The following is a 25012-nucleotide window of genomic DNA, read 5'->3' on the forward strand; positions in this document are numbered from 1 at the left end:
TCTTATCTGGTTTTGATAAAATCAAAACCAGATACCTAGCTTGTCAAGTAATTAGCAAATAACTGGATTTGGCTTCTCAGGATCTAAACCAAACTTAGCAATCGCCTCACTAACTACGGATGCATCAACCACACCGTCTTTTGCCAGTGCACTCAAGGCAGAAACAACAACCCAGTAACGGTTGATCTCAAAGAAATGACGCAATTGAGCACGTGTATCGCTTCGACCGAAACCATCTGTTCCAAGTACATTGTATGTACCTTTTACAAATGGGCGGATCTGATCAGCAAACAACTTCATGTGGTCAGTTGATGCAATCACAGGCCCTTTACCGTCTAAGCAAGTCTCAACATAAGACTGGCGTTGCTCAGCTTCAGGGTGAAGCATATTCCAACGACTTGCATCCAAACCTTCACGACGCAATTCATTGAAAGAAGTCACACTCCAAACATCCGAGTTCACACCGAAGTCATTGAACAGAATTTCAGCGGCCGCTTCCACTTCACGAAGAATAACACCAGAACCAAGTAATTGAACTTGCTTCTTATTGGTTTTCTTAGTGTGAGATTTCAGCTTGTACATACCTTTCAGGATGCCGTCTTCAACACCTTCAGGCATATCTTCGTGAGCGTAGTTTTCATTCATTACTGTTAGGTAATAGAAAACACTCTCTTTCTCTTTGTACATACGACGTAAGCCATCTTGAACGATAACAGCCACTTCGTAAGAGTAAGTCGGGTCGTAAGAAATACAGTTTGGAATCGTACCAGCCAAGATGTGTGAGTGACCATCTTCGTGCTGTAGACCTTCACCATTAAGCGTAGTACGACCTGCAGTGGCACCAATCAAGAAGCCACGTGCTTGAGAGTCACCTGCTGCCCATGCCAAGTCACCAATACGTTGGAAACCAAACATAGAGTAGTAGATGTAAACAGGAATCATAGGTAGATTGCTGTTGCTGTATGACGTAGCAAGCGCCAACCAAGAAGAGAATGCCCCTGCTTCGTTGATACCTTCCTGAAGAATCTGCCCGTCTTGTGACTCTTTGTAGTACATGATCTGAGTATGGTCATGTGGCGTGTAACGCTGACCTTCAGAAGAATAAATACCCAACTGACGGAACATACCTTCCATACCGAAAGTACGTGCTTCATCGGCAAGAATTGGCACAACGCGCGGACCAATTTGCTTGTCTTTCACCATCACGTTCAAAGCACGAACAAATGCCATCGTCGTGGAAATTTCACGACCTTTAGTGCCTGCAATTTGTGCTTTAAACGCTTCAAGAGACGGCACTTCCAGAGCTTCACAATCACGACGACGTGTTGGGAAGTCACCATGCAATTCTTTACGACGTGAGCGCAAGTATTGCATTTCTGGGCTGTCTTCAGCTGGCTTGTAATAAGGTAGATCTTTCAGCTCTTCATCACTGATTGGAATACCAAATTTGTCACGGAACTGAGCAAGAGACTCTTCATCAAGTTTCTTAGTCTGGTGAGCTGTATTTTGCGCTTCAGCCGCTTTAAACATGCCGTAACCCTTGACCGTTTGAGCCAAGACAACAGTAGGTTGACCTTTATGAGAAGTCGCTTCTTTATAAGCCGCATATACTTTATATGGATCGTGACCACCGCGATTAAGATTCATAATCTCATCGTCAGTCATGTCTTTAACCATTTCTAGCAACTCAGGGTACTTACCGAAGAAATGCTCACGAGTATAAGCACCACCGTTCGCTTTGTAGTTCTGTAGTTCGCCATCGCACACTTCGTTCATGCGCTTAACAAGCAAACCTTTGGTGTCTTTTTCGAATAAAGGATCCCAATGACGACCCCAAAGACACTTAACAACATTCCAACCAGCACCTCGGAAGACACCTTCCAATTCTTGAACAATCTTGCTGTTACCACGTACAGGCCCATCAAGACGCTGTAAGTTACAGTTGATCACGAAGATTAAGTTATCTAGCTTCTCACGACCCGCAAGCGCAATCGCACCCAAAGATTCTGGCTCATCACACTCACCATCACCTAGGAAAGCCCAGACTTTACGATCACCTTGATCGATCAAGCCACGGCTGTGCTGATATTTCATCACGTGAGCTTGGTAAATGGCTTGTAGTGGCCCAAGACCCATAGATACCGTTGGGAACTGCCAGTAATCTGGCATCAACCATGGGTGTGGATACGAAGAGATACCTTTGCCATCTACTTCACGACGGAAGTTATCAAGCTGCTCATCAGTCAAACGACCTTCAATGTATGAACGAGCATAAATTCCTGGGGAAATATGGCCTTGGAAGAACACCATATCTGCTTCTTGTTTACCGTCATTACCACGGAAAAAGTGGTTAAAGCCGATATCGTACAAGGTTGCTGCAGATGAGAAACTGGTAATGTGGCCACCAAGGGTAGAATCCGCTCGGTTTGCTTTCATTACCATTGCCAATGCATTCCAACGAATGATTGAACGAATACGACGCTCCATAAAGATGTCGCCAGGAAGTGGCGCTTCATCTTCTGGCGCTATCGTATTGCGATATGGCGTCGTAATAGAGGCTGGTAGTGAAGTGCCCGCTTTAGAGGCTTCACCAGTCAGACGGTTTAAAATGTATTGCGCGCGATCAGGACCTTCTTCGCGAAGGACAGACTCAAGCGCATCGACCCACTCTTTGGTTTCAATTGGATCGATGTCTTCGAGAATATGCTGCTCAGTCATCGTGTTAATAACTCCCGCTATTAGAACAGATACTTAACCTTCAAATAATCAGTGTTGCTAACCATTTAAAAGCTACTTAAACGAGCCAGAAATGAACGGTGTGTTGCACCATTTATTTCAGTCGACCTAGATAAAACGACACCCTACTCGTTTGAGCTAGCGTGTCGTTTTATCTGCACCAATGGTCATAGTTTTTGTTTTAATTGTTCACCATTGAATCAACCACCAGCTGAAATACGCTGGTCGGCTCGCTTCCAATTTGAGTCTGGTTCAACAGACCCTTCATTTATTTTTCACCTCAGCAGCATGACTAACTGAGAATGAAAATACAAAATTTCATTACTGTATAATGAAAGTAGAAAGCGCAAATAAAGTGTTACTTCACTTTAGTCTAACCAATCTAAATTAGGCTATTTTTTGTCTTATGCTCTTCTAATTCGGGCGTAAGATTAACACCTAAACAAGAAATCGCATAGACAAACTACGCAACAAGCATAGATCAAGACCACTTTTGTAGCTTTAAAACATGACGTTTTACTGACACAAATCCATGTAAAGTCCGACCAATTCGGCCTCAGTCTAACTGTAAAACCTTCAATTCACAAAATAAATGCAGACTATAAATCACATTAATAGAAGTAAAATTGTTCATAACTTGATCTATATAACCTAAAAAACCGTAATAAAATTACATGAACACCACTCTTTTCATATGGCATTTTGCACACACTCACTCTCAACCACTGAGTATATTTTGCTTAATTCAGATACGAATTCAGCTGAATGTCATATAAATCAATCATTATGATCAATTCAGCACTGACGATTTGTGAATATAAAGCTACAATAGTGAATTCAAAAATGCGCATTATAGGACTGTACATGACCCCTTTGGACGCTCAATTAATTGAGCATATTCAAACTCAGGTTGCTTTTGCACTCAAAGAAGATATCGGTAGTGGCGACATTACGGCGCAACTGATTCCAGATGATCAATACATTACTGCCAATCTCATCAGTCGAGAAGACGCTGTACTCTGTGGTCAAGCTTGGGCCAATGAAGTATTTAAACAGCTTGGAAATGATGTCAGCTTAACTTGGCATCAACAAGACGGCGACCTAATATCCGCCGATCAAGTTTTTCTGACCATCAAGGGACATGCCCGAACGATCTTAACAGGTGAGAGAACCGCCCTTAACTTCATTCAAAGCCTATCCTATACCGCCACTGTCACACGCCAATATTGCCAGTTAGTGGAAGGAACTGCATTAACCATACTGGATACTCGCAAAACCATTCCGGGTATGCGCTTAGCACAGAAATATGCCGTGACGACTGGCGGTGGTCAAAATCATCGCATTGGTTTATATGACGCGTTCCTGATCAAGGAAAATCATATTATGGCTGCTGGCTCTATTGCTAATGCTGTTGCGATGGCAAAACAAATTGCACCAGGCAAAACCATTGAAGTGGAAACAGAAAATCTAGAAGAAGTCGCCGAAGCGGTTAACGCCGGTGCTGACATCATCATGTTAGATAACTTTTCCTACGACGACATGCGCAAAGCCGTTCACCAGTATCAAGGTTCAGTAAAATTTGAAGCTTCTGGCAATATGGACAAACAACGCTTGCCAGAAGTAGCCAAAACTGGCGTTGACTTTGTATCAATAGGTGCACTAACAAAGCATGTTACAGCCATCGATTTATCTTTACGTGTATATCAGGAGTCATGATGAAAGACAGTATTCTAGTAATTAATTGCGGTAGTTCATCACTGAAGTTCGCTATCTTAGCCAACGCCGGACAAGATACATTGATGGAAGGTATTGCCGACCAACTTGGCTCAGACACCAGCACCATTACTTTTAAACACCAAGGTGAAAAAAATCAAAAGCCTCTTGCTGTAGGCAATCATGAGCATGCAGTGAAAGAGATTAAGGCTTGGTTAGATCTACACTCAGACATCAACCATTCCTTAGTTGGGATTGGACACCGCATCGTTCATGGTGGTGAAACATTTAATCAGTCCGTATTGATCAATCAAGAGGTCATTAATGGCATTCAAGAATGTGCCAGCTTAGCCCCACTTCACAGCCCCGCACATTTAAAAGGCATTGAAGTTTCCTTAGTGTTGTTCCCAGGCTTACCACAGGCCGCAGTATTTGACACCTCGTTCCACCAAAGCCTGTCGAAAGAGCAGTTTCTTTACCCGATCCCAATGGATTTTTATCGAGAACACCACTTTCGCAAATACGGCTTTCATGGCACCAGCTATCGCTACATCAATCAACAGCTTGCTAAATTAGCGCCCGGCAGCGATCAGCAAGGGGTTTTGGTAGCTCACCTTGGTAATGGTGCGAGCACTTGCGCCATTAACAAAGGCAAGTCGTCGGATACCAGCATGGGGATTACACCTCTTGAAGGGTTAATGATGGGAACTCGTTCCGGCAGTCTGGATCCAAGCTTGCTAACCTTTATCATGAAAGCCAAACACCTTTCCGCAGAAGAAGCACTTGATGTGCTTAATAAAAAAAGTGGCTTGCTTGGTGTATCTGAACTTTCAAATGATTGCCGTACGTTAGAAGATGCCATGATATCAGGTGACGAGAGAGCCAAGTTAGCTCTCGATATGTTTGCTGTTCGGACCGCTAAATACCTAGTCAGTACCGCCACAACTTTAGAAAGTATTGATCACTTGGTCTTCACCGGTGGTATCGGCGAGAATTCAGTTTATCTACGTAATGCCATTTGCCAACAACTGCGTGCCTTTAATATTAAGCTGGATGATAGTCTAAACAACCACGCTCCTCGTGGTGAAGCATCAAACATAAGCGCCGAGGGTAGCCAAACTCAAGTCTGGATCATCCCAACAAATGAGGAGCTTATGATTGCATTGGATACCATTAGCTTGATACAAGGTTCATAACAGGTTCAGCCCACTATTAATGGACTAACATAGGATTCTTACATATGACAATTAACGTACTTATGACAGTTCCAACAGGACCAGGTGTTGGCTTAACATCCGTTTCGGTTGGCCTAGTTCGTGCTCTTGAACAGCAAGGACTGAAAGCGAGCTTCTTTAAACCAGTCGCTCAACCTCAACCAGGTGATAAAGGGCCAGATAAATCGACTGCCATGGTAGCGCAAGGCTCATCCTTAACACCGGCCGAACCTATCCCATTGCACGAAGCCGAGCGTTTTCTTTATAACGACAACATTGATGAATTAATGGAAGAAATCGTCGGCCGCTTCCAAGCCAGTGTTGAGCCTGACTCGACGGTTATAGTAGAAGGCTTAGCGCAAATTGCCGGGCATCCGTATGCGACTCGCTTGAATAAAGCCATTGCTCGTACTCTGGATGCTGGCTTAGTGCTGGTCACCGCTCCTAATAACATGCGAGTAAATGAACTAGAGCATCATGTTGAGATTGCTGCTGGCTCTTATGGCGGCATTAAAGCAGATGATGTCATCGGCTGTATTCTAAATAAAACAACACCTGGTTCACTAGGAGTGAAATCCTACGGTGACTTGTTTGCCCAACGCGGCATTTTTAAACGTAACTTCAGCTTACTAGGCCAAATACCATCGGCCGACGAACTGACCTTTCCGAGGGTAAAAGACGTCGCAGATTTTTTGGGCGCAAACATTGTGAATGCGGGTGAAATGGAAACCCGACGAGTGCAATCTTATACACTTTGTGCTCGAGGCGTTGAGAATGTTCTTGAGGCCTTAAAACCTGGCGTGGTCGTCTTTACACCGGGCGATCGTACAGACGTCATCATGGCCACTGCCATTGCCGCTCTAAACGACATTAAAATCGCCGCATTAGTGGTAACTGGTGGTTATCAACCAAGTGAAGCCTTAATGTCCCTTTGTGGTAAAGCCATGGCCAAAGGCTTGCCAGTGTTATCCGTTAATTCGAATAGCTGGGAAACCGTGATTAATATGCAATCTTTTAACCAAGAAATCCCGCTCGATGATAAAGAGCGTGTCTCTATGGTAAAAGAACACATAGCACGCTGTATTGACCATGACTGGATTAATTCTTTTGCTCTCAATCAAGAAGAAAGAAAGCTTTCACCGCCTGCTTTCCGTTTCCGCTTAATTGAATTAGCTCGCTCCCTAAACAAACGCATCGTACTGCCAGAAGGCGAAGAAATTCGCACCATTCAAGCGGCCTCTATTTGTGCAGAACGTGGCATTGCACGCTGTACTCTACTTGGAAATGAGCAAGAAATTCTTCGCACGGCTCAAAACAATGGTATCGAATTAAGTCATGGCGTTGAAATTTTAGACCCTGCCAGCATTTTAGAGCGTTATGTTGGCCCAATGGTCGAACTTCGTAAGAATCGCGGCTTAACAGAGATTGTGGCTCGTGAACAACTCGAAGATAACGTGGTTTTAGGAACTATGATGCTGCAAACGGGTGACGTAGATGGTCTAGTCTCTGGCGCAGTTCACACCACGGCCAACACCATTCGCCCTGCTTTACAATTAATCAAAACCTCTCCAGATGCTAGCTTGGTTTCTTCTGTTTTCTTCATGTGCTTACCAGATCAAGTCCTAGTGTATGGTGATTGTGCGATTAACCCAGACCCTAGTGCAGAGCAACTCGCTGAAATTGCGATTCAAAGTGCGGATTCAGCAAGCGCGTTTGGTATTACACCGAAAGTCGCTATGATCAGTTACAGTACTGGCGGTTCAGGCACAGGGAACGATGTCGATAAAGTACGTGAAGCAACAGAAATTGCTCAACAACTTCGCCCTGACCTTTTAATTGATGGCCCATTGCAATACGATGCCGCGATCATGGAAAAAGTCGCCAAGCAAAAAGCGCCCAACAGTAAAGTTGCAGGTAAAGCTACTGTATTTATTTTCCCTGATTTAAATACCGGCAATACAACTTATAAGGCCGTACAACGAAGTGCTGACGTGGTTAGTATCGGTCCAATGCTGCAAGGTATTCGCAAGCCAGTGAACGATTTGTCTCGTGGAGCCTTGGTGGATGATATTGTCTACACCATTGCGATCACAGCCATTCAAGCAGGTGAAATCAAGTCTTAATGTAGCTCACTTTGTCCAATCCGGGATCCTATAATGAAAACCGGATTGGACAATCACCATTTTGCCGATTAATATTTAACCATTAACAATAAATTACAATTGTAGGTGGTGAGTATTATGTCCGGTAGCCTCCCCCATTCCATCGCGGTGTCCAACCAAACACAATCCAATGTAGCCCAGCCAGGCTATACGACTTACGATGTTCGTTCTGACGAAGATACGAATATGGCCGCATTAAATGCCCGAAATGCCAAAGCCTCCAGTGATCTAGTCGTCACCATATCGGAACAAGGACAAGCGCTTCAAGGTCGAACTCGAAAGCAATTCGAAGAAACTAAGAAGAAAAAAGAAACATCATCCGAAACCCGAGAAGACCTAATCGAGGATGAATTTCTCGAAGGAGATGACGCCTCTTTACCTGTATTTGGAAAAACAAGCAAATCAGAGTTCTATTCAGAAAAAACGCCTACGGGTGAGATGTTAGATCAAACCGTCTAATAATGAATAACAATTCTTAATATAAAGGCAGGATGCCTAACAATATCTTCAAGGAGTGAAGAATGTTTATTTACCGCAATGTTCAGCAAGGCTTTACCTTGCTTGAACTTATGGTTGTTATTGCCATTATCTCTATTTTAGCCAGCCTTTCAGCCCCCACCTTTACTCGCCAAATTGCGAAGGCCAAATTAATTGATGCCCAAAATATCGCCACCCAACACCAAGCAATTGTGGAAGAATTCATTTTATTAAATGGGCATTTTCCAAGTACTGAAGAATTTGCTCTCTACAGACGCACTTTGGCAGATAATTCAATTGTTAAAAGTCTCACTGTTAAGAACCAAAATAGTATCAGCGGCGATCTCGTATTAACCCTAAACAACAGTACCGACATTACTGAAGGCCAAATGATCACCTATCAACGTGATAGCAATCGAAACTGGTCTTGTACCTCTGACATAAATGAGCAGCTTCTACCTCAGCAATGTACCTCTAGCATTGGAGAAGAAGAATGACACTGGAAGAAATCTTAACCACCGCAATTCACAACAGAGCCACAGACATACACATTGAACAGACAGATCAGGTCATTTATGTTTATCAAAGGCAATTCGGTTTATTGAAAAAAATGAGCGAGCTATCCTCAAATGAAGGTTTGCTCAATCGAATTAAAATGAAAGCGAACTTAGACCTTTCAGAGTCTCGGCGAACTCAAGAAGGTCAATTCTCTTTTACTGAAAAAAACAAAACCACCTTCATTCGAGTTAGCATCATTGCCACTGTAAAAGGTGAAAAAGTCGCCTTACGCCTATTACCAGAAAAACACCAATTAAGCTTGGATGAAATTGGCTTACCCAAAAGCATTTTCAGCCAACTAGACACCGCAATCCAATCCACCAGCGGTTTAATATTGGTTTGTGGAGCAACGGGGGCTGGAAAAAGTACGACGCTCTACGCTTGCCTAGAAGCATTAAACAGTGGACAGAAAAGCATTTTTACCATTGAAGACCCTGTCGAATATGAATTGCCTGGCTTATTTCAATGTGAACCCAATCCAGCCATAGACCTTAGTCCAGCAGCCTTATTGAAATCATTATTAAGGCAAGATCCTGACATCATAATGCTAGGGGAAATACGAGACGCTACCACCGCAAACTTGGCCGTTAATGCTGCATTAACTGGACATCTTGTTCTGGCGACACTTCATACTAACTCTGCTTTGGATGCCATTCACCGATGTCATGCTTGGCAAGTTGACTTTTTCTCTCTGGTTAGCTCTTTGAAGCTCATCATCCACCAATCCATGCAATTTGAAGAACAAGGTCAACACGCTGTTTTTAGCGCTTTAAAACCTCTCTGGCGTGATCGTATGCCAGACACTTACGATACGCTGATTCACTCTAATCATCTCTGGCATGCCATGAATCACTCATAGGCTTTCATATGACTTGGTTCAAAGTGATACTCGATGATAAACGCGAAGAGATATATCAAGCCGATTCTGAAGCTGAGCTTGTTTTAGCGCTCATTCCCCATGGAAAATGGCCAAGGGATATTAGGAAATGGCAACCAACCTATCTTAATTACGCCACTTTATTAACCTTCTATAAGGAAATTGACAGCGCTCTACGGTCTGGCCTTCAACTCACAGAGGCAATAGAACATCTGGCCTTGGCATCACGTAAAGATTCCCTCACCGCCATAAATAAAGCCTTGTTAACCGAACTAAACAAAGGCAAGAGTTTCAATTTCACCCTTTCCAGTTTGTGCCTCAATATTACGGTGCCATATTGTCAGCTTATTAATGCAAAAGGATCCAGAGAAGACTGCCAGCAAAGTTTAACCACATCGATTTTGCAACTGACCTCTTTGCTGGATTGGTCAACTCGAATTTTCAAAGCCATTCTGTATCCCTTTTGCATCATTCAAATTGCTTTGATCATGTCAATCCTCAATCATTACTGGCAGCTCGAATCAGACCAAAAAATGATTACCGCCATGCTACCAATGGGTTCAGTCTATGTTTTAACCAGCCTTGGGCAACTCTATATATTGCTGTCCTTACACAATGGAAACGCCTGTTTCTGGTTAGAAAAAATCAGCATTACATTTCGTTTAACTAAGATATTTTCTTTGCTATCAACAGCAAGAAGCACAGGAACTACTCTGCAGCAGACCTTGCAAAGAATGCACTTATTTTTGAACCACTCAGCAACAATAGACGAGATTCTATTTACTTATTATCAACTCAAGCTTGGTCGAAGTTATGTTGAGAGTTTTCCTGGTCATTGGTTTCCTGATGAGGCAGCAATTGCCCTTTATTCAGCAGAACAAGATGGGGATTTAGATCGCGCATTATTGATTGCAGCGAAAAGGCACGAAAAAAACTGGCAGAAAAAGATACATCTTCTTGAAAAACTCATTCCAGCGGTTTGCCTTTTGATAGCTGGCAGCTTTGTCGCCTCAGCACTCGTTAGCATCTATGCTCCCTTGTTAAATTTATCCTAGAGGAACGCCATGGACAGCATTCACTATGCTTTATATCTCATCTTTGTTCTAAGTCTAGGGAGTTTTTCTGGTGCATACGGTTATCGTTGGCCCAAGCAACAAGCGTTAAATTGGCAAAAAGAAGCTAGACTCATACTAGATCTCCCTCCTAAAACCACCGATAGCCATAGCTTATCCAATTACTCTCACTGCCCTTCATGCCAGCACCAACTTTCTGTCTGGGATCTCATCCCTATCGTAAGTTTTGTCTTGCTTCAACGACGCTGCCGCTATTGCCAGCAAAGAATTTCAGCCCGCTATACAATCATTGAAGTAACACATTTGATCACATGTGCTGCACTGCCGTTTTACATTCATGATATGCATACTTTAATCCTGAACTGCTTGCTCATTAGCGCCTTAATTACTGCTTCCTTTATAGATTTTGAGCATTATCTATTACCAGACGAGTGTCTCTTAGTCGCAATTATTTGCGCTTTGTTAGCACAGCTTCACTCAGCCCAACTGTCTAATCATGTGCTGGGGGCCATGATTGGTTTCTTAACAATATATTGTCTTAAAACACTATATTACAGGGTCCGAAAACAAACTGGCATTGGTCTTGGGGACGCAAAATTAATGGCCGTTTTAGGGGCATGGCTTGGAATTTTGCACCTTTCTGACATTCTAGTTTGTGCATGTATACTCGGAATCTTATACACTGTCTCTATTAAGGGGCATGAAGTAAAATTCATTGCTTTTGGTCCTTTTTTAACATTTTCGAGTATTTTCTTATTTTACGTAAAAATATTATGGCAGTAGTCCCTATTATTGGTTTAGCCGGCGGCATTGGTTCTGGAAAAAGCACCATTGCCGCCCTATTTAATCAACTTGGTATTGAAAGCATTGATGCTGATGATGTCGCCCGACAAGTCGTTGAGCTTGGCACCCCAGCACTCAACAAAATCCATCAGAGATTTGGTGATGCGATTCTTCTTACAGATGGTACGCTTAACCGTCGTGCCTTACGTCATATCATTTTCAGTCAACCAGAAGAAAAGGCTTGGTTAGAAAGTGTTACCCATCCGGCTATTAGAGAGTCATTAGACACCGCCTTAAAAAAAGCAACTTCAGCTTATGTTTTGCTGGTTCACCCTTTATTGTTTGAAACTCAGCAAAACAAAATGTGCCGCTATGTTGTAGCAATTGATACTCCAAAAGAGATTCAAATCCAAAGAGTCATGAGTCGTGATCGAATTGATGAAGAAACCACCCTTAATATTATCAATTCTCAATTAAGCAATCAGGATAGGCTCGATAAAGCAGATTTAGTCCTTGAAAATGCTGGAAATATTAATGAGATGAATGATAAAGTTTTAAAGATGCATGAAACCATTTTAAGGTTGATCAAATGATAGAGAACAAAAGTCTTGTTGCTTGTCCAACCTGCCAAACAAAATCCGCATGGTCAATTGATAATCCAGATCGACCTTTTTGCAGTGCTCGCTGTAAATTAATTGATCTTGGTGAGTGGGCTAATGAGTCCTATGCCATACCTCAGCAAACGTCTGAGGAAGATGAAATTTTCTCCGAAGACTTAGCAGCAAACCCTAATAAGTCTTTTTTATGATGTTTAGAGTGGGAATATAATATTTTATGGCTCAGCAAGATTTTTCTAATAAAAAAGCACTTTTGATTGAAGATATGGCTGAAGCTCGAATCATGCAGCGCAAAATGCTGACCGATTTTGGTTTCACTTCAATCGATATAGCCATGAAAGCTGAAACCGCCATTGAATTGCTTCGTAGCAAATCATTTGATGTCATTCTATCGGATTACAATTTGGGGAAAGGTAAAGACGGCCAACAGTTGCTCGAAGAAGTTCGTCACTCCGCACTGATCCCTAACACCGCAACCTACTTAATGGTTACGGCGGAAACGTCAATTGAGATGGTCATGGGCGCCATTGAATATCAACCAGATGGTTATGTCACAAAGCCTTTTTCTCAGGCTATGCTTCAGCGCCGACTCAATAAGCTTCTAGAGACCAAAGAAAGACTATATAAAGTCAACCTAGCGCTGGATAACAAAGAGTACGAAACAGCCATAAGCGAAGCAAAAATCGTGATGGACAAGTACCCTTCTCTTGAAGGCAAATGCGAACGCATTATGGGTGATTGTTTTTTAGAATTGAAAGAATATAAAAAAGCACTCGCTCTGTTTAACAAAACCATCAAAAGCCGCAAAATGCCTTGGGCTTTATTTGGCAAAGCCAAATCCTATTACTTGATGGATGAACTGGATAAAGCAGAAAAGTTGTTAAACCAACTAATGTTAGACAATCGTTTCTTTGTTAATGCTTATGATTGGCTGGCCAAAGTGTTATTGAAACAAGACAAAGTGGCTGAAGCACAATCAACGCTAATCGCTGCCATTACTAAGTCACCTAAAAACATCCTGCGTCAAATGGAGCTGGGACGAATCAGTTTACTCCTTGGTGACAGTATCACAGCAGAAATGGCGTATCGTAAAGCCGTCTTTCTCGCTAAACATTCTTGCTATAATACCTCTGAAGTATACTTAAAACATTTGGAGTCATTGGCCAGAATCGCTGACAGTGGCCCATTGATTCCACGCCAAAAAGACAACTTTGACAGTACTTTGAAGAAAATTCATGATGGTTTTTTTGATGAGCCAGACTCAAGAGCAAAAGCTTATGAGTATGAAATGGACATTTGCATCGCGGACAACGAAATTTCAACCGCAAAGCAAATATTTGAGGTTTGGCTTAGCGATGTAGGCTCGGCCGCGGCTACTGCGCCTAGCAAACAACAAACTGATCGTTATTCAAGTGCATTCGGAAGCTAACCAAGATGGAAAAAGTTAATATAAGCACCATTTTAGCCAGCGCTATTCATGAGAGTAAAAATCAAGTAGGCACTCTGCTCTATCAACTGCAGACTGTCAAAGAAAGCTTAGGTATTGAGGCCCCTCAAAACCGCAAAATCATTCAAATTGAAGAGTCTTTAAAAAAACTTAATGACGAATGGGTTGAATACCTATATTTGTATCGGTTAGCTTCGGATGGCTATGAGCTGCATCCTGATACCTTCTTAATGGAAGAGTTTTTAGATGACCAGGTGTTTGCTTTATCGCCCTCCGCTATCGCAAAAGATCTGCAATTAGACTTTGAGTGTGACGCAAAACTGACGGGGTGTTTTGACGAACGTCTCATGACTGCTGTTGTCAGTACTGCTGTTTACAACGCCTTTCGCTATGCAAAAAGTAAGATCGTATTAACCGCTTTTCGAGATGAAACTTTTTTGATTATCAATGTCGAAGATGATGGCCCTGGCTTTGTTAATGATGAAGAGCATCACGATGCTTTATTAGATGACAATACAGGACTAGGCTTATATTTCGCAGAGCTCTCGGCGAATGCCCATACTTACGGTGAAACCTGCGGATACATTAAAAAATCGGCTTCCCGCTTCGGTGGCGCTTGTCTGTCTGTGTACTTACCACAAACCCCATAACCTCAACATGAAGAACGCATTAAGCTTTCTTCAAATGTTCCGTTAAACGCTCCCCAGCAGATACAATATGCTTTTTAAGCAACTGCACCGCCGCCACTTTATCGTGACATGTGATTAATTCCAACCACTCGCTATGCTCTTGTTGACTGTGATTATGATAACCTAATGGTCCAAACTGAAAGCCAAGGTAACGACTTGCTTGAATATTTAACACCTCAATACTTCTCATTAAAGTTGGACGATCACAAGCTCGGTAAATAGCATAATGAAAACGCCAGTTTAAGTTGCCGCGCTCTAATAAAGTTAAGTCTCTCACCTCTAGCTTCCTGAGATACGAGTATGCTTCACCCAAATGAGTTGACCTAATGTGCTCAAAAGCAAACTCTAGTGCTAAAGTTTCTAGCTTTGCACGCATCAAAGCTAGATCTTCCGCTTCTTTCCAATTTAGCTTTGGAATCATCACTCCCGCTTTGCCATGAGGTACTAGCCAAGCCTCTGCTTTTAAAGCTTGTAACGCATCGCGAACAGGAATTCGGCTAACCTCATAGCGTGTCGATAGAACCGTTTGCCTTAAGGCCACGCCCATCGGTAATCGATTATTTAAAATATCTTCTTTTATTCTATTTATTAATTCCATTTAGCGCGTCCTAGACCATTTTAGCTTGCTGACCAGTAAGCAAATGACACCAAACAGAATCCCCCAAAACGCCGACGCGATACCAGCAAACGAGACACCCGAGACAGTGACAAGAAATGTCACCAACGCCGCTTCTCGAGTACTGTCTTCAAGCATCGCAGTTTTAAGGTTCATCCCGATCGTTCCCAATAAAGCAATTCCAGCAAGTGCCGCCACCATACTCGCAGGGAAAACCGCAAACAAAGCCACAACGGACACACCTGCAAAGCCAGCGAATAAGTAAAATACACCTGCTGATAACCCTGCAATATAACGCTTTTTAGGGTCTCTGTGACACTCATTGCCAGAACAAATCGCTGCAGTTATTGCCGCAAGATTAAAAGCAAAACCACCCGCTGGCGCCAATACGACAGAGGCCAAACCTGTCCAACTAATCAAAGGTGACACAGGCGTTTTATAACCACTGCCTCGCATTACCGCAACACCAGGAATATTTTGCGATGTCATAGTCACAATAAATAAAGGAATCCCCACCCCTATTAGAGCGCTTAAGTTCCATTCAGGATGCACCCAGACCAAGTGACCAAATTGCACTGGAATCATTGAAAAAATAGCTTGTTCAGCGCGGCCAAGCACACACACAACACCAGCCATTAGAACCAATAAAATAGCATATCGGGGTAAAAAGACTTTGGCGAATAAATACACCAACAACATGGTCGCAACCATAAAGGCGTCTTCTGTCATGGATGTAAAGATGGACAAGCCAAATTGAAACAAAACGCCTGCCAACATAGCGCAAGCAATAGGCAGTGGCACCCAATTCATTAACCGGTCGAATAAGCCAGACATGCCAACTAAACAGGCTAGGAGCCCAGCAAACATAAAGACACCAATTGCTTCTGGGTAACTAACATTCACTAGACTGGTTGCTAACAATGCCGCTCCTGGTGTTGACCATGCCGTAATTACGGGGGCTTTATACCACAAAGATAAAAAGAAACAGGTGGCTCCCATTCCAATTCCAAGCACCATAATCCACGAAACAATGATGTGCTCACTTGCTCCAGCAGCTTGTGCCGCTTGGAAAACAATCGCGACAGAGCTTGCAAAGCCAATTAATACAGCGACAAATCCAGCCACAACCGCACTTAGACTCAAATCATTTAAAATTGATCGCACATCCATTACCCAAATAAAAACTTAGGTCATTACTATACGAAGAAAAACATTAAAAATGTATACATTTTTAATGTAAATCCAAAAAAACTGCACCGATTCACATCAGTACAGCTCCCTTAAACTTCATTCAATATCGAAAAAGTCTGGATCAATTCAAGTAAGCATTTAAAAATGCTTTAGTCCGTTCTTCTTTGGGTGAGGTGAAAATATCCTCTGGCGCACCTTCTTCAACAATGCGCCCCTGATCAAAAAAGCACACTCGATCACTCACTTCACGTGCAAAATACATTTCATGAGTCACTAATAACATGGTAAAACGCTGCTCTTTGGCAAGATTACGAATCACATCAAGTACTTCGTCAACTAACTCAGGGTCTAAAGCAGACGTAATCTCATCTAGCAACAAAATGGAAGGACGCATTGCTAGCGCTCGCGCAATACCGACTCGCTGCTTTTGTCCACCAGAGAGGTCATTTGGATAACTGTCTGCTTTGTCAGCAAGACCAACTAATTCAAGCAGATCTTCAGCATTTTTTTCAGCCTCAGAACGAGAAAGCCCCTTCACTCGCATTGGCGCTTCAGTAATATTGCGCTTCACTGTCATATGTGGAAACAGATTAAAATGCTGAAACACCATACCTAAGTGATCCCTCATTTTGTGTAAATGCTTATTTGAAGCAGGTACATAACTCCCATTCCACGGCATATGCCAAAGAGATTCACCATTTACATTAATATAACCGCCATCAATACCCTCTAATGTCATCAGTATTCGTAACAAGGTACTTTTACCCGAACCACTGGGACCAATAATAGAGACAATTTCATTTTCTTTAACCGAGAAATTGAAGTCATTAAATATACTGGTATCACCAAATCGCTTTGATACATTTTTAAATTCAATTATAGGATGACTACTCATTTCAGACTAATTCCTTCTTTCGGAAAGCGATTCTCAATCATGTGAATGCCGTATGCGGCCATGATGCTAAACATCAAATATAAAATTCCCACCAAAGTGAATGGTTCAAGATATCGAAAATTTTCAGAACCAATGATTTTGGCAATTTGCAGCATCTCCAATAACGTAATAGCAGACAACTGCGGTGTTTCTTTAAACATGGCGATAATATAATTTCCCGTGGCAGGGATCATCGGACGAATCGCCTGAGGTAAGATGACATCTCGATACGTATCAAACATGGAAAGATTCAATGCCCTTGACGCTTCCCACTGCCCTTTTTCTACCCCATCAATACCGCTACGGAACACTTCTGAAAGATAAGCGCCATAATGCAGACCTAGGGCTAAAACACCTGTCAATAAAGGTGACATGCTAATACCAAACTCTGGCATAACGTAGTACAGGAAAAAAATTTGCACCAGCAAAGGAGTACTGCGGATAAATTCGACAAGCCAATAGATTAAACTACGTAGACTACGGTGCCGACTGCGTCTTATTAAGGCAAAAGCCAACCCCACAAAAACGGCCAAACAACTTCCTAGCAAAGTCGCCAATAAAGTAACTTTTGCCGCCGACAAGATCATTGGCAACACTTCCCAAGTGAATGCCCAACTCCAAGTTAACCCAACCATTATTTCACCCCTCCACGTCCAAGGCCTTTACTTAAGCGCTTTTCGAGGTAGCGAAAACACAAGGCTAAACACTGTGCAATAACAAAATAAAGCAATAGGACCACGCCAAAAATTTCACCGACTTGTAGCGTCATATCCGCGAGTGATTTTGCCTTAAAAGTAAGATCCGCAATGGTAATTAACGACACTAAAGACGTAGCCTTAACCAGTTCAATCGCTAGGTTGCCAAATGGTGGGATCATGCCAACTAAGGCCTGAGGTAAAATAATGCGTCTTAAGCTTTGTGAAGGTGTGAAATTTAAGGCGACAGAAGCTTCAAACTGACCTTTTGGAACAGAAGAAATAGCTCCACGAACAACCTCAGTTCCATAAGCACCAATATTTAACCCTAGAGCAATAACACCTGCTGTCATAGCATCTATAGAAAGGCCAAATAAAGGTAGAACAAAGTAAATCCAATACAATTGGATTAATGCCGATGTACCACGAAAAAATTCAATATAAACAACCGCTAGCTGTTTTAAAGGAAAGCCACCATATAAACGCATCAACCCGAAGATAAAGGCCATGGCTGCGGCCAAAGGCAGAGCCATTGCAACGATTTTAATCGTTACAACAGCGCCTTGGAGTAACACGGAGACTATTTCTCCAAATTCCATTCTGTTTACTCCCTGGAGTTACTGACAAAGCTTCTCGGCAGTCATACCTTTAGCCAAAGTATGTTGACCAAAGCCATACGGCTCAACCATAGCTAGATGTTCTTCTGAACCAAGAAAGTCAGCCAGTTTGTCATTGAACGCATCACGCAGAGACTCATCACCAGGGCGGAAGCCGAACGCACCATAGCCTTTAACTGATTCACCATTAATAATTAAATCGTCAAAAGGCTGTGCTAATTCTACTTTGCTATCTTTGGAGGCAAGGTTTGCCATGGTTAAACTGGTACCAGCCAAAGCATCAATTCGACCAGCCTTTAAAGCTGCAACACCTGATGGATAGTCAGGCAAAGTCACTATCTTATTCATCGCAATTCCAAAGTCACGTGCGTAGCCATACTCAACCGCCCCAGACATAACACCCATTTTCACATCTTTGGATTTAATATCGCCATAGCCATTTAACTGCTCTGGATTGCCATTTTTAACTAAAAAGCCTTCACCAATACTGTAAGTGGGATTGGAAAAGAGTATTTGCATGCAACGCTTTGGAGTCACATACATGCCTGCCGCAATGACATCAAACCGACCTGCTCTCAGGCCAGGAATCAAGGCACCAAACTCAGTTACCACCACATCAACATCTTTAACACCCAACTCTTCCAGCACATGAACCGCGATCACAGGTGCTTCACCAGCTGGTTCGCCATCAGATGTGGTGTAACCATAAGGGACTTCATTCGCCACACCTATGGTCACTTTACCGTCTTGCTTAATGTCATCTAAGGTATCCGCTTGAACCGATACAGATAAAACAGAGAAACAAAATATAATTAGAGATATAACTTTATTCTTTATAGAAAAATACATTTCAAACCTCATCCTTTGTGAAAAACCATCTAATTCCTTATTAATCCTATACAATCAGAGTGCGTTACTCAACATGATTAGAGTTATAAATATTTTAACTCTTAACTTAAATACTCTAGAAATGGCTACCAACTCCCTTTGAAAAGCAGGCATAGCAAGGCATAGAAATGAATTCTAGAATGAAATATTCATGAGGAGAAAAAGACAAATCGGCGATAAAATCGGAGGATAGTTATGATTTTATGCAACAAGCTAGTTGATGGACATATACCCAACCAAACCCAATGAAAAACCAAGTACAGCCCCTAACGGTGGACCCCAATGCTTCTCTAAAACTGCTTGAGGTGCAATATCTTGAAATACAATGTAGAGGATCCCCCCGGCTGAAAACAGCATAATACCCGAAATAATATTGTGATATTCAGAAAGCCAAATATACGCAATCATGCCCGCAATAGGTCCAGTGAGTGCCAAGACAAAAAACAAAATCAGAACTGTTTTAACGGAATAAGCTCGAGTATGCCGTAGTTCCCGAAATGCATTAAAACCTTCTGGTATATTTTGCATTATAATCAACAAAGTAATGAGAACCGCGTCACGGCTACCAGTTGCAACAGACGCTCCTAATGCGAGTGACTCAGGGATAAAATCAGACAACATGGCAACTAATTGACTCATTGACGAGCCACTTTTTGCAAGATAGTAATCCAGTAACATAAAACTAACGCCACCAGAAACAAATACGCCGGTCGCTTGCAATGGATTAAAATTGGATATGCCTTCAGGCACTAACACCAGTGCTACTGCAGACATCAAAGCACCACCGCCAAAAGCCGTTATGCCATGTAGGATTTCTTTTTCTAACCAAATAGGCTTGATATGGAGAAAGTGAGCAATAATTGCACCTACAGGCATGGCCATGCCTGCAATAAAAGTAAGAAAAAACGCGTGCAGTAACGGTACCATTCGTCGTCTTCCTAATCAGTTAAACTCCACCCTCTAATGTATCAAATCATACCGTTATGAAACATTATTTACGATCAATATTGACCCAAGCATCCCAGCCTTGCCAATCCTCGTGATTTAATTCATCAACATTAGATTTACGATTGATATTTTTTGCATTGAATTGAGTTAAAGACTTAATCAGTTTTATCATTCTACACCTCCAAAGTGTGGTTATTAGCACTAAGATATACAATGAAAACCAATCGCGATATTGAGATAAATAAAACGCTTTAATAAATTTCAGCTATCAATAAAAACCATACGGTTATGGCTTTTAGCAGATAAGATCTCAAGCCTATGAATCACCACTCGTTAACGAAGGTACGTACCAGACCTCTTGTCTCAGCATATGGATAAAAGCCTGTTATTCGAGACGAATGCCGAATGTGAATAGCTAGCCTATTGTCGAGGTGCTCAACAAAGAATACAGGTTTTTAAACCTTGCCCTGTGGGTCTTCCAGAGAAAAACGTACTACTGCGTTGCGACTCTTTGAAAGGTACCGACATTCCTTCAGAGTCGCGCCTTATTTGATGGTTTATCTGAAAGACTGAGGCTTAGTAGACTTATTCGTACCTTCCTTAACTGACCATTTCATCTTTAGGATTATCAGAATCCTCTAACACTTGTCGGTTTTTAACCCCTTCTAACGTGAGTGAATCCATCAACCTAGCTAGCTCACTGACACAATTTGGCTGACTCTCAAGCGTATCCAAGTTAATCGCCACATCACAAACATGAAGTCCTTCTTGTGTAGAGCTCGCAGCTTCAATACGAACAATGTAATAAACCAACTCAGTAATGCTAATATCTTGAGCTTTTGATGTTGGCATTGAAAGGCTCACTCGACATTTATCGAACAAATTGATTTGATCTGTGTATGGCACTTCAAACAACATACCTGAGCTACTGATATTTTTTATCTTACCCGGCACAGATTCTTGAGACTTAAATGACACTTTAAAACGATGTGGCGGTAAATCTGAAACTCGAGCATTTCGCCTTTGCTCTGAACCGTACCAAGCACGACGAATAGCATCTTCTAGACGCTCTGGTGTAAATGGTTTCACTAGATACTGTGTTACCCCTTTTTCAATCGCATCAACAACAAAACTTTTGCTGTCTTCAGATGCCATCATTATAAAAGGGGTATCTTTGAGTTTTGGATGACTCCGAATGAAATCAAGCAATTGAAATCCATTTAAATGAGGCATATCCAAGTCAGAGATAACCACATCAACAGCTTGCTTTTGCAAAATAAGCTTCGCTGTTAGTCCATTGACAGCAGACAATATTCTTTGACTTCCTAACTGATCATAAATTGTACTTTTTACAACCGAGCGAACAGATTGACTATCATCAGCAATCAAAAAACTAACATTTTTCATGTATTTTCCTTTGCAGCAGATCAATGAAGAAAAATAACCGATCGCACAATAATAACACTTAATGTAAAGAAATGTATCTGAAATACAACTTAAAACGGAACAAGTCCTTTTAGATTAATCAGTTACAATCAATCTAAGCATATCAATATCACATATCCCACTGACTCTACTAATGTACTTAACTTTAGGACTTTTTGACAAAATGCGCAGAAACAAACATGTCCCCAGCCCCATCAACTCGACAATCTAACTGGTGGTCTTTTCCTTCCTTGATTCGCTTGATAACGGCTTTCGTTCCAATCTTTAAGACTTTTGAACTGCCTTTCACTTTTAGATCTTTTATTAATATTATCTTGCCACCTTCTTCTAATACATTGCCATTGGCATCAAACACCTTTACCTCATCTTCGACTCTTTCTTCTGGGCTCCATTCGTAGCCACATTCAGGACAAACAAGTAAAGATTGGTCTTGATAAACATAATCAGAATGACAATTCAAACACGGTGGTAACGGCATAATAGATCTCATCAACAGATAAAATGAAATAGCCTAATTAGAAATTAAGCTATTACGTAACTCAACTCAAAATAGCGTTTTCTGATAAGCAAGCACTCTTCTTTGACTACAAAACTCACGACAATGTCAGTTTTTTGTATAAATTGCACAAAGCGGAACACGATGTTCCAAGAAACAAATAAGAATAAGTGCAATAATGAGAACAATTAACATTTAAATAGAATTTCACTTTGAAATCAATCGCTATCTATATATAGGAGCCATCCCAATAATGAAAAAAATAAGTTTGATGAGCATGACAACCTTAGCCGTCGCCATCTCTAATGCAAGCTTTGCTGAAGAGCAATTAGACAACCTTGTTATCACTGCCTCAGGTTTCGAACAGAACACCACAGAAGCCCCTGCTTCCATTAGCGTAATCACAGCAGAAGACATTGAAAAAGGTGCTTACCGTGACCTTGCTGACGTTATTGAAAGCGTACCAGGAGTTCAACTTGTCAGAGGCACTCAAGCATCAGGTGCTGGCGCAACAAATATTCAGATTCGTGGACTAGCACCCGACTACACTCTCTTCTTAATTGATGGTAGACCACAAACATCAAGAGAAACAAGAGCTAAACGAGCTGACGGTTATGATCAAGAGTGGATGCCACCTTTGGCAATGATTGAACGAATTGAGGTTATTAAAGGACCTATGTCCACTCTTTATGGCTCCAGCGCTATGGGTGGTGTCATAAATATCATCACCAAAAAAGTAACCAACGATTGGCATGGCTCACTTCGTCACGAAATAATCGTAGCAGAAGGCAGTGAATTTAATGATACAAAGAAAAACACTTTGTCTCTATCAGGACCAATCATAAAAGATAAACTTAGCGCACAATTGAGCGCTGATTATTACGATCAAGAAGCAGATGACATTGATGATGGAAACCCTCAAAAGGAAATTGATAATTTCAACGCTAAATTTAATTTAGCTGCAACTGAAAACCACGACTTCAGTCTTGATTTAACAAAAACTAAGCAGCACCGCTTATATGATGATGAAGATGAGCAAAAAAACGAAAAACAATCTATCGCATTTACTCATAACGGTCGCTATGGAGATATTTCAGATACGAGTTTTATTCAAGTTGACTCGACTACCAATGCTAAAGATGACCTTAACAGAACAAACGAAGTGAAAATTCGTAATACTCTATTAAGTAGTAAATGGATAATACCAACTGAAAATCATACAACCTCTTTGGGTGGCAGTTATACTGATGCTCAATTAGAGGATAATGACAATCTAGCTGATAGTGGTATGACCGAACTTTCGAACAATCAACTATCCGCTTTTATAGAAGATGAATGGTATCTTAATGATAGATTCGCTTTAACTGCAGGTTTACGAGCAGATAAAAATGAAAATTTCAACAACCATCTGAGCCCTAAGCTTTATGGAGTCTTCTCTGTAAACGAACATTGGACTCTCAAAGGCGGTGTTTCTACAGGGTATAAAGCGCCTAAACTTAGACAGCTATCTGATCAATGGGCCATCAGATCCAATAACCGTAGTACGTATGGAAACGCAGATTTAAAACCAGAAACTTCAACTAGTACAGAAATTAGTGCAGTTTTTAATAACAACGTGCTGATGGCAAGTATCACGGTTTTTGACAATCAATTTGAAGACAAAATAACTGGTGCAAACTGCACAACAGACATTTGTCCTGATGAGGCTACCACAACAGGAAGTCGAGTAGATAGAGTTTGGATAAATATCGATAGTGCAGAAACACAAGGAATTGAACTAAGTGCAAAATACTTAATAAGCAATGATGTAACAAGCTCTCTGAGCTATACGTATACTGATTCAATTCAACATACTGATAATGAAAATACAGATGGACAACCGCTAACCAGCGTTCCACTCCATATGGCAACGGCATCTCTTGATTGGTCTGTAAACGAAAAACTAAAGTTATGGACTAGCTATACTTACTATGGTGAAGCCAATGAAGAAGATGAACCAACACCTTCATATGATTTAGTAGATTTAGGTGCAAACTACATTATTAATGACAACTTTAAAATCAGCCTTGGTATGAACAATGCTCTTAATAAAGAGTTTACTGATGAAGAGTATGGTTTTGTTGACCATGGTCGTGAATACTGGGTTGCTTTAGACGCTTCTTTCTAATTTTCCCCATCAATACCATGAAGCCTTGATGAGTTATTTATCAAGGCTTCATGAACTTCATTTGGAAATTCCGCCCAAATCTTGCATAGAGCCACGTAAGACGATATAAAAATCCCTTCTATTTGGTCTTCAGTTATTTTTCAGTGTATTTTACCCTTCGCTTAAAATCTTTAAGTGCGCATTTATTCAACTAAACATGGTTATTTAGTTAGCTCCAACATGATTCTGAAGAACCGAGCGATAAAGCGACCATGTGCATTTATACTTTTCAAGTTGCGTTATTACGGTAATGAGTTTTCAATCAGTTTGATACAAGTGCAGTATTTGATTGGGTAAAAGAACAAAGCGGGCTAGGCTAACAAAATAACCGAGTCTTGCAGTTAATGTGATTGGATTGAGGCTGCTGGACTAACCCCATCCTAACCTTCCCCTTGAAGACATAAGGGGAAGGAACAAGAGACTTGGTTTGTCGACAAAACATCATATCGGATAGCCTGGGCCCATCTGACTTGTGCATGTGACTAGTACAGTAATTGATTGGGTAAAAGAACAAAACGGGCTAGGCTATCAAAATAACCGAGTCTTGAAGTTAATCTGATTGGATTGAGGTTGCTGGACTAACCCCATCCTAACCTTCCCCTTGAAGACATAAGGGGAAGGAACAAGAG

At 41.5% G+C, this 25012-nt stretch carries 24 protein-coding genes; 13 read left to right on the forward strand and 11 right to left on the reverse strand.

The features are described from left to right. Nucleotides 1–51: 51 nt before the first annotated feature. Nucleotides 52–2718 (reverse strand): pyruvate dehydrogenase (acetyl-transferring), homodimeric type, encoded by a 2667-nt coding sequence (aceE, locus tag DFP76_RS16395; protein WP_113875645.1) that lies wholly within the window; start codon nucleotides 2716–2718, stop codon nucleotides 52–54. An 882-nt stretch (nucleotides 2719–3600) separates the two neighbouring features. Between aceE and nadC the strand changes: the two genes are divergently transcribed. The 12 genes from nadC (at nucleotide 3601) to DFP76_RS16455 (ending at nucleotide 14307) form a co-directional block, all read left to right on the forward strand. After that, nucleotides 3601–4452 carry a carboxylating nicotinate-nucleotide diphosphorylase gene (gene nadC, locus DFP76_RS16400; RefSeq protein ID WP_113875646.1) on the forward strand — a complete coding sequence of 284 codons (852 nt, stop codon included), beginning with the start codon at nucleotides 3601–3603 and terminating at the stop codon, nucleotides 4450–4452. Then, nucleotides 4452–5645 carry an acetate/propionate family kinase gene (locus tag DFP76_RS16405; protein ID WP_113875647.1) on the forward strand — a complete coding sequence of 398 codons (1194 nt, stop codon included), beginning with the start codon at nucleotides 4452–4454 and terminating at the stop codon, nucleotides 5643–5645. The genes nadC and DFP76_RS16405 overlap by 1 nt, the downstream gene beginning before the upstream one ends. Before the next feature lie 44 nt (nucleotides 5646–5689). Continuing rightward, the gene (gene pta / locus DFP76_RS16410; RefSeq protein WP_113875648.1) at nucleotides 5690–7786 is read left to right on the forward strand and encodes a phosphate acetyltransferase; all 2097 of its coding nucleotides are present in this window, start codon (nucleotides 5690–5692) and stop codon (nucleotides 7784–7786) included. Between the two features lie 117 nt (nucleotides 7787–7903). After that, nucleotides 7904–8284 (forward strand): hypothetical protein, encoded by a 381-nt coding sequence (locus tag DFP76_RS16415; protein WP_113875649.1) that lies wholly within the window; start codon nucleotides 7904–7906, stop codon nucleotides 8282–8284. Nucleotides 8285–8346: 62 nt separating this feature from the next. Beyond that, entirely contained in the window at nucleotides 8347–8799 is a 453-nt protein-coding gene (locus DFP76_RS16420) for a pilin (protein ID WP_113875650.1), read from the forward strand. Further along, the gene (locus DFP76_RS16425) at nucleotides 8796–9719 is read left to right on the forward strand and encodes a GspE/PulE family protein (RefSeq protein WP_113875651.1); all 924 of its coding nucleotides are present in this window, start codon (nucleotides 8796–8798) and stop codon (nucleotides 9717–9719) included. The genes DFP76_RS16420 and DFP76_RS16425 overlap by 4 nt, the downstream gene beginning before the upstream one ends. An 8-nt stretch (nucleotides 9720–9727) precedes the next feature. After that, entirely contained in the window at nucleotides 9728–10792 is a 1065-nt protein-coding gene (locus DFP76_RS16430) for a type II secretion system F family protein (RefSeq protein ID WP_113875652.1), read from the forward strand. Between the two features lie 9 nt (nucleotides 10793–10801). Beyond that, entirely contained in the window at nucleotides 10802–11593 is a 792-nt protein-coding gene (locus tag DFP76_RS16435) for a prepilin peptidase (protein WP_113875653.1), read from the forward strand. Further along, complete coding sequence (gene coaE, locus DFP76_RS16440; RefSeq protein ID WP_113875654.1) at nucleotides 11584–12186, forward strand: dephospho-CoA kinase; 603 nt, start codon at nucleotides 11584–11586, stop codon at nucleotides 12184–12186. The genes DFP76_RS16435 and coaE overlap by 10 nt, the downstream gene beginning before the upstream one ends. After that, nucleotides 12183–12401 (forward strand): DNA gyrase inhibitor YacG, encoded by a 219-nt coding sequence (locus DFP76_RS16445; RefSeq protein WP_113875655.1) that lies wholly within the window; start codon nucleotides 12183–12185, stop codon nucleotides 12399–12401. Before coaE ends, DFP76_RS16445 begins: the two co-directional genes overlap by 4 nt. A 26-nt stretch (nucleotides 12402–12427) precedes the next feature. Next, a complete protein-coding gene (locus DFP76_RS16450) occupies nucleotides 12428–13639 on the forward strand; it encodes a response regulator (protein WP_113875656.1) in 1212 nt (403 codons plus the stop codon). 5 nt (nucleotides 13640–13644) lie between these two features. Next, on the forward strand, nucleotides 13645–14307 hold the full coding sequence (locus tag DFP76_RS16455; RefSeq protein ID WP_113875657.1) for a sensor histidine kinase: 663 nt from the start codon (nucleotides 13645–13647) through the stop codon (nucleotides 14305–14307). A gap of 19 nt (nucleotides 14308–14326) precedes the next feature. On the opposite strand, the gene DFP76_RS16460 is transcribed toward DFP76_RS16455, so the two are convergent. From DFP76_RS16460 to DFP76_RS16500, 10 genes are all read right to left on the reverse strand, one after another. Next, nucleotides 14327–14944: a GntR family transcriptional regulator gene (locus DFP76_RS16460; RefSeq protein WP_113875658.1), complete on the reverse strand. Its 618-nt coding sequence runs from the start codon at nucleotides 14942–14944 to the stop codon at nucleotides 14327–14329. Further along, nucleotides 14945–16132, reverse strand: coding sequence for a benzoate/H(+) symporter BenE family transporter (locus tag DFP76_RS16465; protein WP_113875659.1), 1188 nt, complete (start codon nucleotides 16130–16132; stop codon nucleotides 14945–14947). Nucleotides 16133–16274: 142 nt separating this feature from the next. Beyond that, nucleotides 16275–17048, reverse strand: coding sequence for an ectoine/hydroxyectoine ABC transporter ATP-binding protein EhuA (ehuA, locus tag DFP76_RS16470; protein WP_113875660.1), 774 nt, complete (start codon nucleotides 17046–17048; stop codon nucleotides 16275–16277). Further along, on the reverse strand, nucleotides 17045–17722 hold the full coding sequence (ehuD, locus tag DFP76_RS16475; protein ID WP_113875661.1) for an ectoine/hydroxyectoine ABC transporter permease subunit EhuD: 678 nt from the start codon (nucleotides 17720–17722) through the stop codon (nucleotides 17045–17047). Before ehuD ends, ehuA begins: the two co-directional genes overlap by 4 nt. Continuing rightward, nucleotides 17722–18381 (reverse strand): ectoine/hydroxyectoine ABC transporter permease subunit EhuC, encoded by a 660-nt coding sequence (gene ehuC, locus DFP76_RS16480; RefSeq protein ID WP_113875662.1) that lies wholly within the window; start codon nucleotides 18379–18381, stop codon nucleotides 17722–17724. Before ehuC ends, ehuD begins: the two co-directional genes overlap by 1 nt. Before the next feature lie 18 nt (nucleotides 18382–18399). Further along, nucleotides 18400–19248, reverse strand: a complete 849-nt coding sequence (ehuB, locus tag DFP76_RS16485; protein WP_113875663.1) for an ectoine/hydroxyectoine ABC transporter substrate-binding protein EhuB — start codon at nucleotides 19246–19248, stop codon at nucleotides 18400–18402. 252 nt (nucleotides 19249–19500) lie between these two features. Next, nucleotides 19501–20214, reverse strand: coding sequence for a ZIP family metal transporter (locus tag DFP76_RS16490; protein ID WP_113875664.1), 714 nt, complete (start codon nucleotides 20212–20214; stop codon nucleotides 19501–19503). A 64-nt stretch (nucleotides 20215–20278) separates the two neighbouring features. Further along, nucleotides 20279–20407 carry a hypothetical protein gene (locus DFP76_RS18365; RefSeq protein WP_281269741.1) on the reverse strand — a complete coding sequence of 43 codons (129 nt, stop codon included), beginning with the start codon at nucleotides 20405–20407 and terminating at the stop codon, nucleotides 20279–20281. Between the two features lie 428 nt (nucleotides 20408–20835). Continuing rightward, a complete protein-coding gene (locus DFP76_RS16495) occupies nucleotides 20836–21642 on the reverse strand; it encodes a response regulator (RefSeq protein ID WP_113875665.1) in 807 nt (268 codons plus the stop codon). 184 nt (nucleotides 21643–21826) lie between these two features. After that, on the reverse strand, nucleotides 21827–22159 hold the full coding sequence (locus DFP76_RS16500; RefSeq protein WP_113875666.1) for a zinc ribbon domain-containing protein YjdM: 333 nt from the start codon (nucleotides 22157–22159) through the stop codon (nucleotides 21827–21829). Between the two features lie 271 nt (nucleotides 22160–22430). On the opposite strand from DFP76_RS16500, the gene DFP76_RS16505 reads away from it, so the two are divergent. Continuing rightward, the gene (locus DFP76_RS16505) at nucleotides 22431–24344 is read left to right on the forward strand and encodes a TonB-dependent receptor domain-containing protein (protein ID WP_113875667.1); all 1914 of its coding nucleotides are present in this window, start codon (nucleotides 22431–22433) and stop codon (nucleotides 24342–24344) included. The last annotated feature ends 668 nt before the right edge of the window (nucleotides 24345–25012 follow it).

Source organism: Marinomonas aquiplantarum, assembly GCF_003314975.1.
GTDB lineage: Bacteria > Pseudomonadota > Gammaproteobacteria > Pseudomonadales > Marinomonadaceae > Marinomonas > Marinomonas aquiplantarum.

Coding starts and splice junctions, on each gene's coding strand:
- aceE (WP_113875645.1), bottom strand. CDS start 2,718: ATGACTGAGCAGCATATTCTCGAAGACATCGATCCAATTGAAACCAAA.
- nadC (WP_113875646.1), top strand. CDS start 3,601: ATGACCCCTTTGGACGCTCAATTAATTGAGCATATTCAAACTCAGGTT.
- DFP76_RS16405 (WP_113875647.1), top strand. CDS start 4,452: ATGAAAGACAGTATTCTAGTAATTAATTGCGGTAGTTCATCACTGAAG.
- pta (WP_113875648.1), top strand. CDS start 5,690: ATGACAATTAACGTACTTATGACAGTTCCAACAGGACCAGGTGTTGGC.
- DFP76_RS16415 (WP_113875649.1), top strand. CDS start 7,904: ATGTCCGGTAGCCTCCCCCATTCCATCGCGGTGTCCAACCAAACACAA.
- DFP76_RS16420 (WP_113875650.1), top strand. CDS start 8,347: ATGTTTATTTACCGCAATGTTCAGCAAGGCTTTACCTTGCTTGAACTT.
- DFP76_RS16425 (WP_113875651.1), top strand. CDS start 8,796: ATGACACTGGAAGAAATCTTAACCACCGCAATTCACAACAGAGCCACA.
- DFP76_RS16430 (WP_113875652.1), top strand. CDS start 9,728: ATGACTTGGTTCAAAGTGATACTCGATGATAAACGCGAAGAGATATAT.
- DFP76_RS16435 (WP_113875653.1), top strand. CDS start 10,802: ATGGACAGCATTCACTATGCTTTATATCTCATCTTTGTTCTAAGTCTA.
- coaE (WP_113875654.1), top strand. CDS start 11,584: ATGGCAGTAGTCCCTATTATTGGTTTAGCCGGCGGCATTGGTTCTGGA.
- DFP76_RS16445 (WP_113875655.1), top strand. CDS start 12,183: ATGATAGAGAACAAAAGTCTTGTTGCTTGTCCAACCTGCCAAACAAAA.
- DFP76_RS16450 (WP_113875656.1), top strand. CDS start 12,428: ATGGCTCAGCAAGATTTTTCTAATAAAAAAGCACTTTTGATTGAAGAT.
- DFP76_RS16455 (WP_113875657.1), top strand. CDS start 13,645: ATGGAAAAAGTTAATATAAGCACCATTTTAGCCAGCGCTATTCATGAG.
- DFP76_RS16460 (WP_113875658.1), bottom strand. CDS start 14,944: ATGGAATTAATAAATAGAATAAAAGAAGATATTTTAAATAATCGATTA.
- DFP76_RS16465 (WP_113875659.1), bottom strand. CDS start 16,132: ATGGATGTGCGATCAATTTTAAATGATTTGAGTCTAAGTGCGGTTGTG.
- ehuA (WP_113875660.1), bottom strand. CDS start 17,048: ATGAGTAGTCATCCTATAATTGAATTTAAAAATGTATCAAAGCGATTT.
- ehuD (WP_113875661.1), bottom strand. CDS start 17,722: ATGGTTGGGTTAACTTGGAGTTGGGCATTCACTTGGGAAGTGTTGCCA.
- ehuC (WP_113875662.1), bottom strand. CDS start 18,381: ATGGAATTTGGAGAAATAGTCTCCGTGTTACTCCAAGGCGCTGTTGTA.
- ehuB (WP_113875663.1), bottom strand. CDS start 19,248: ATGTATTTTTCTATAAAGAATAAAGTTATATCTCTAATTATATTTTGT.
- DFP76_RS16490 (WP_113875664.1), bottom strand. CDS start 20,214: ATGGTACCGTTACTGCACGCGTTTTTTCTTACTTTTATTGCAGGCATG.
- DFP76_RS18365 (WP_281269741.1), bottom strand. CDS start 20,407: ATGATAAAACTGATTAAGTCTTTAACTCAATTCAATGCAAAAAATATC.
- DFP76_RS16495 (WP_113875665.1), bottom strand. CDS start 21,642: ATGAAAAATGTTAGTTTTTTGATTGCTGATGATAGTCAATCTGTTCGC.
- DFP76_RS16500 (WP_113875666.1), bottom strand. CDS start 22,159: ATGCCGTTACCACCGTGTTTGAATTGTCATTCTGATTATGTTTATCAA.
- DFP76_RS16505 (WP_113875667.1), top strand. CDS start 22,431: ATGAAAAAAATAAGTTTGATGAGCATGACAACCTTAGCCGTCGCCATC.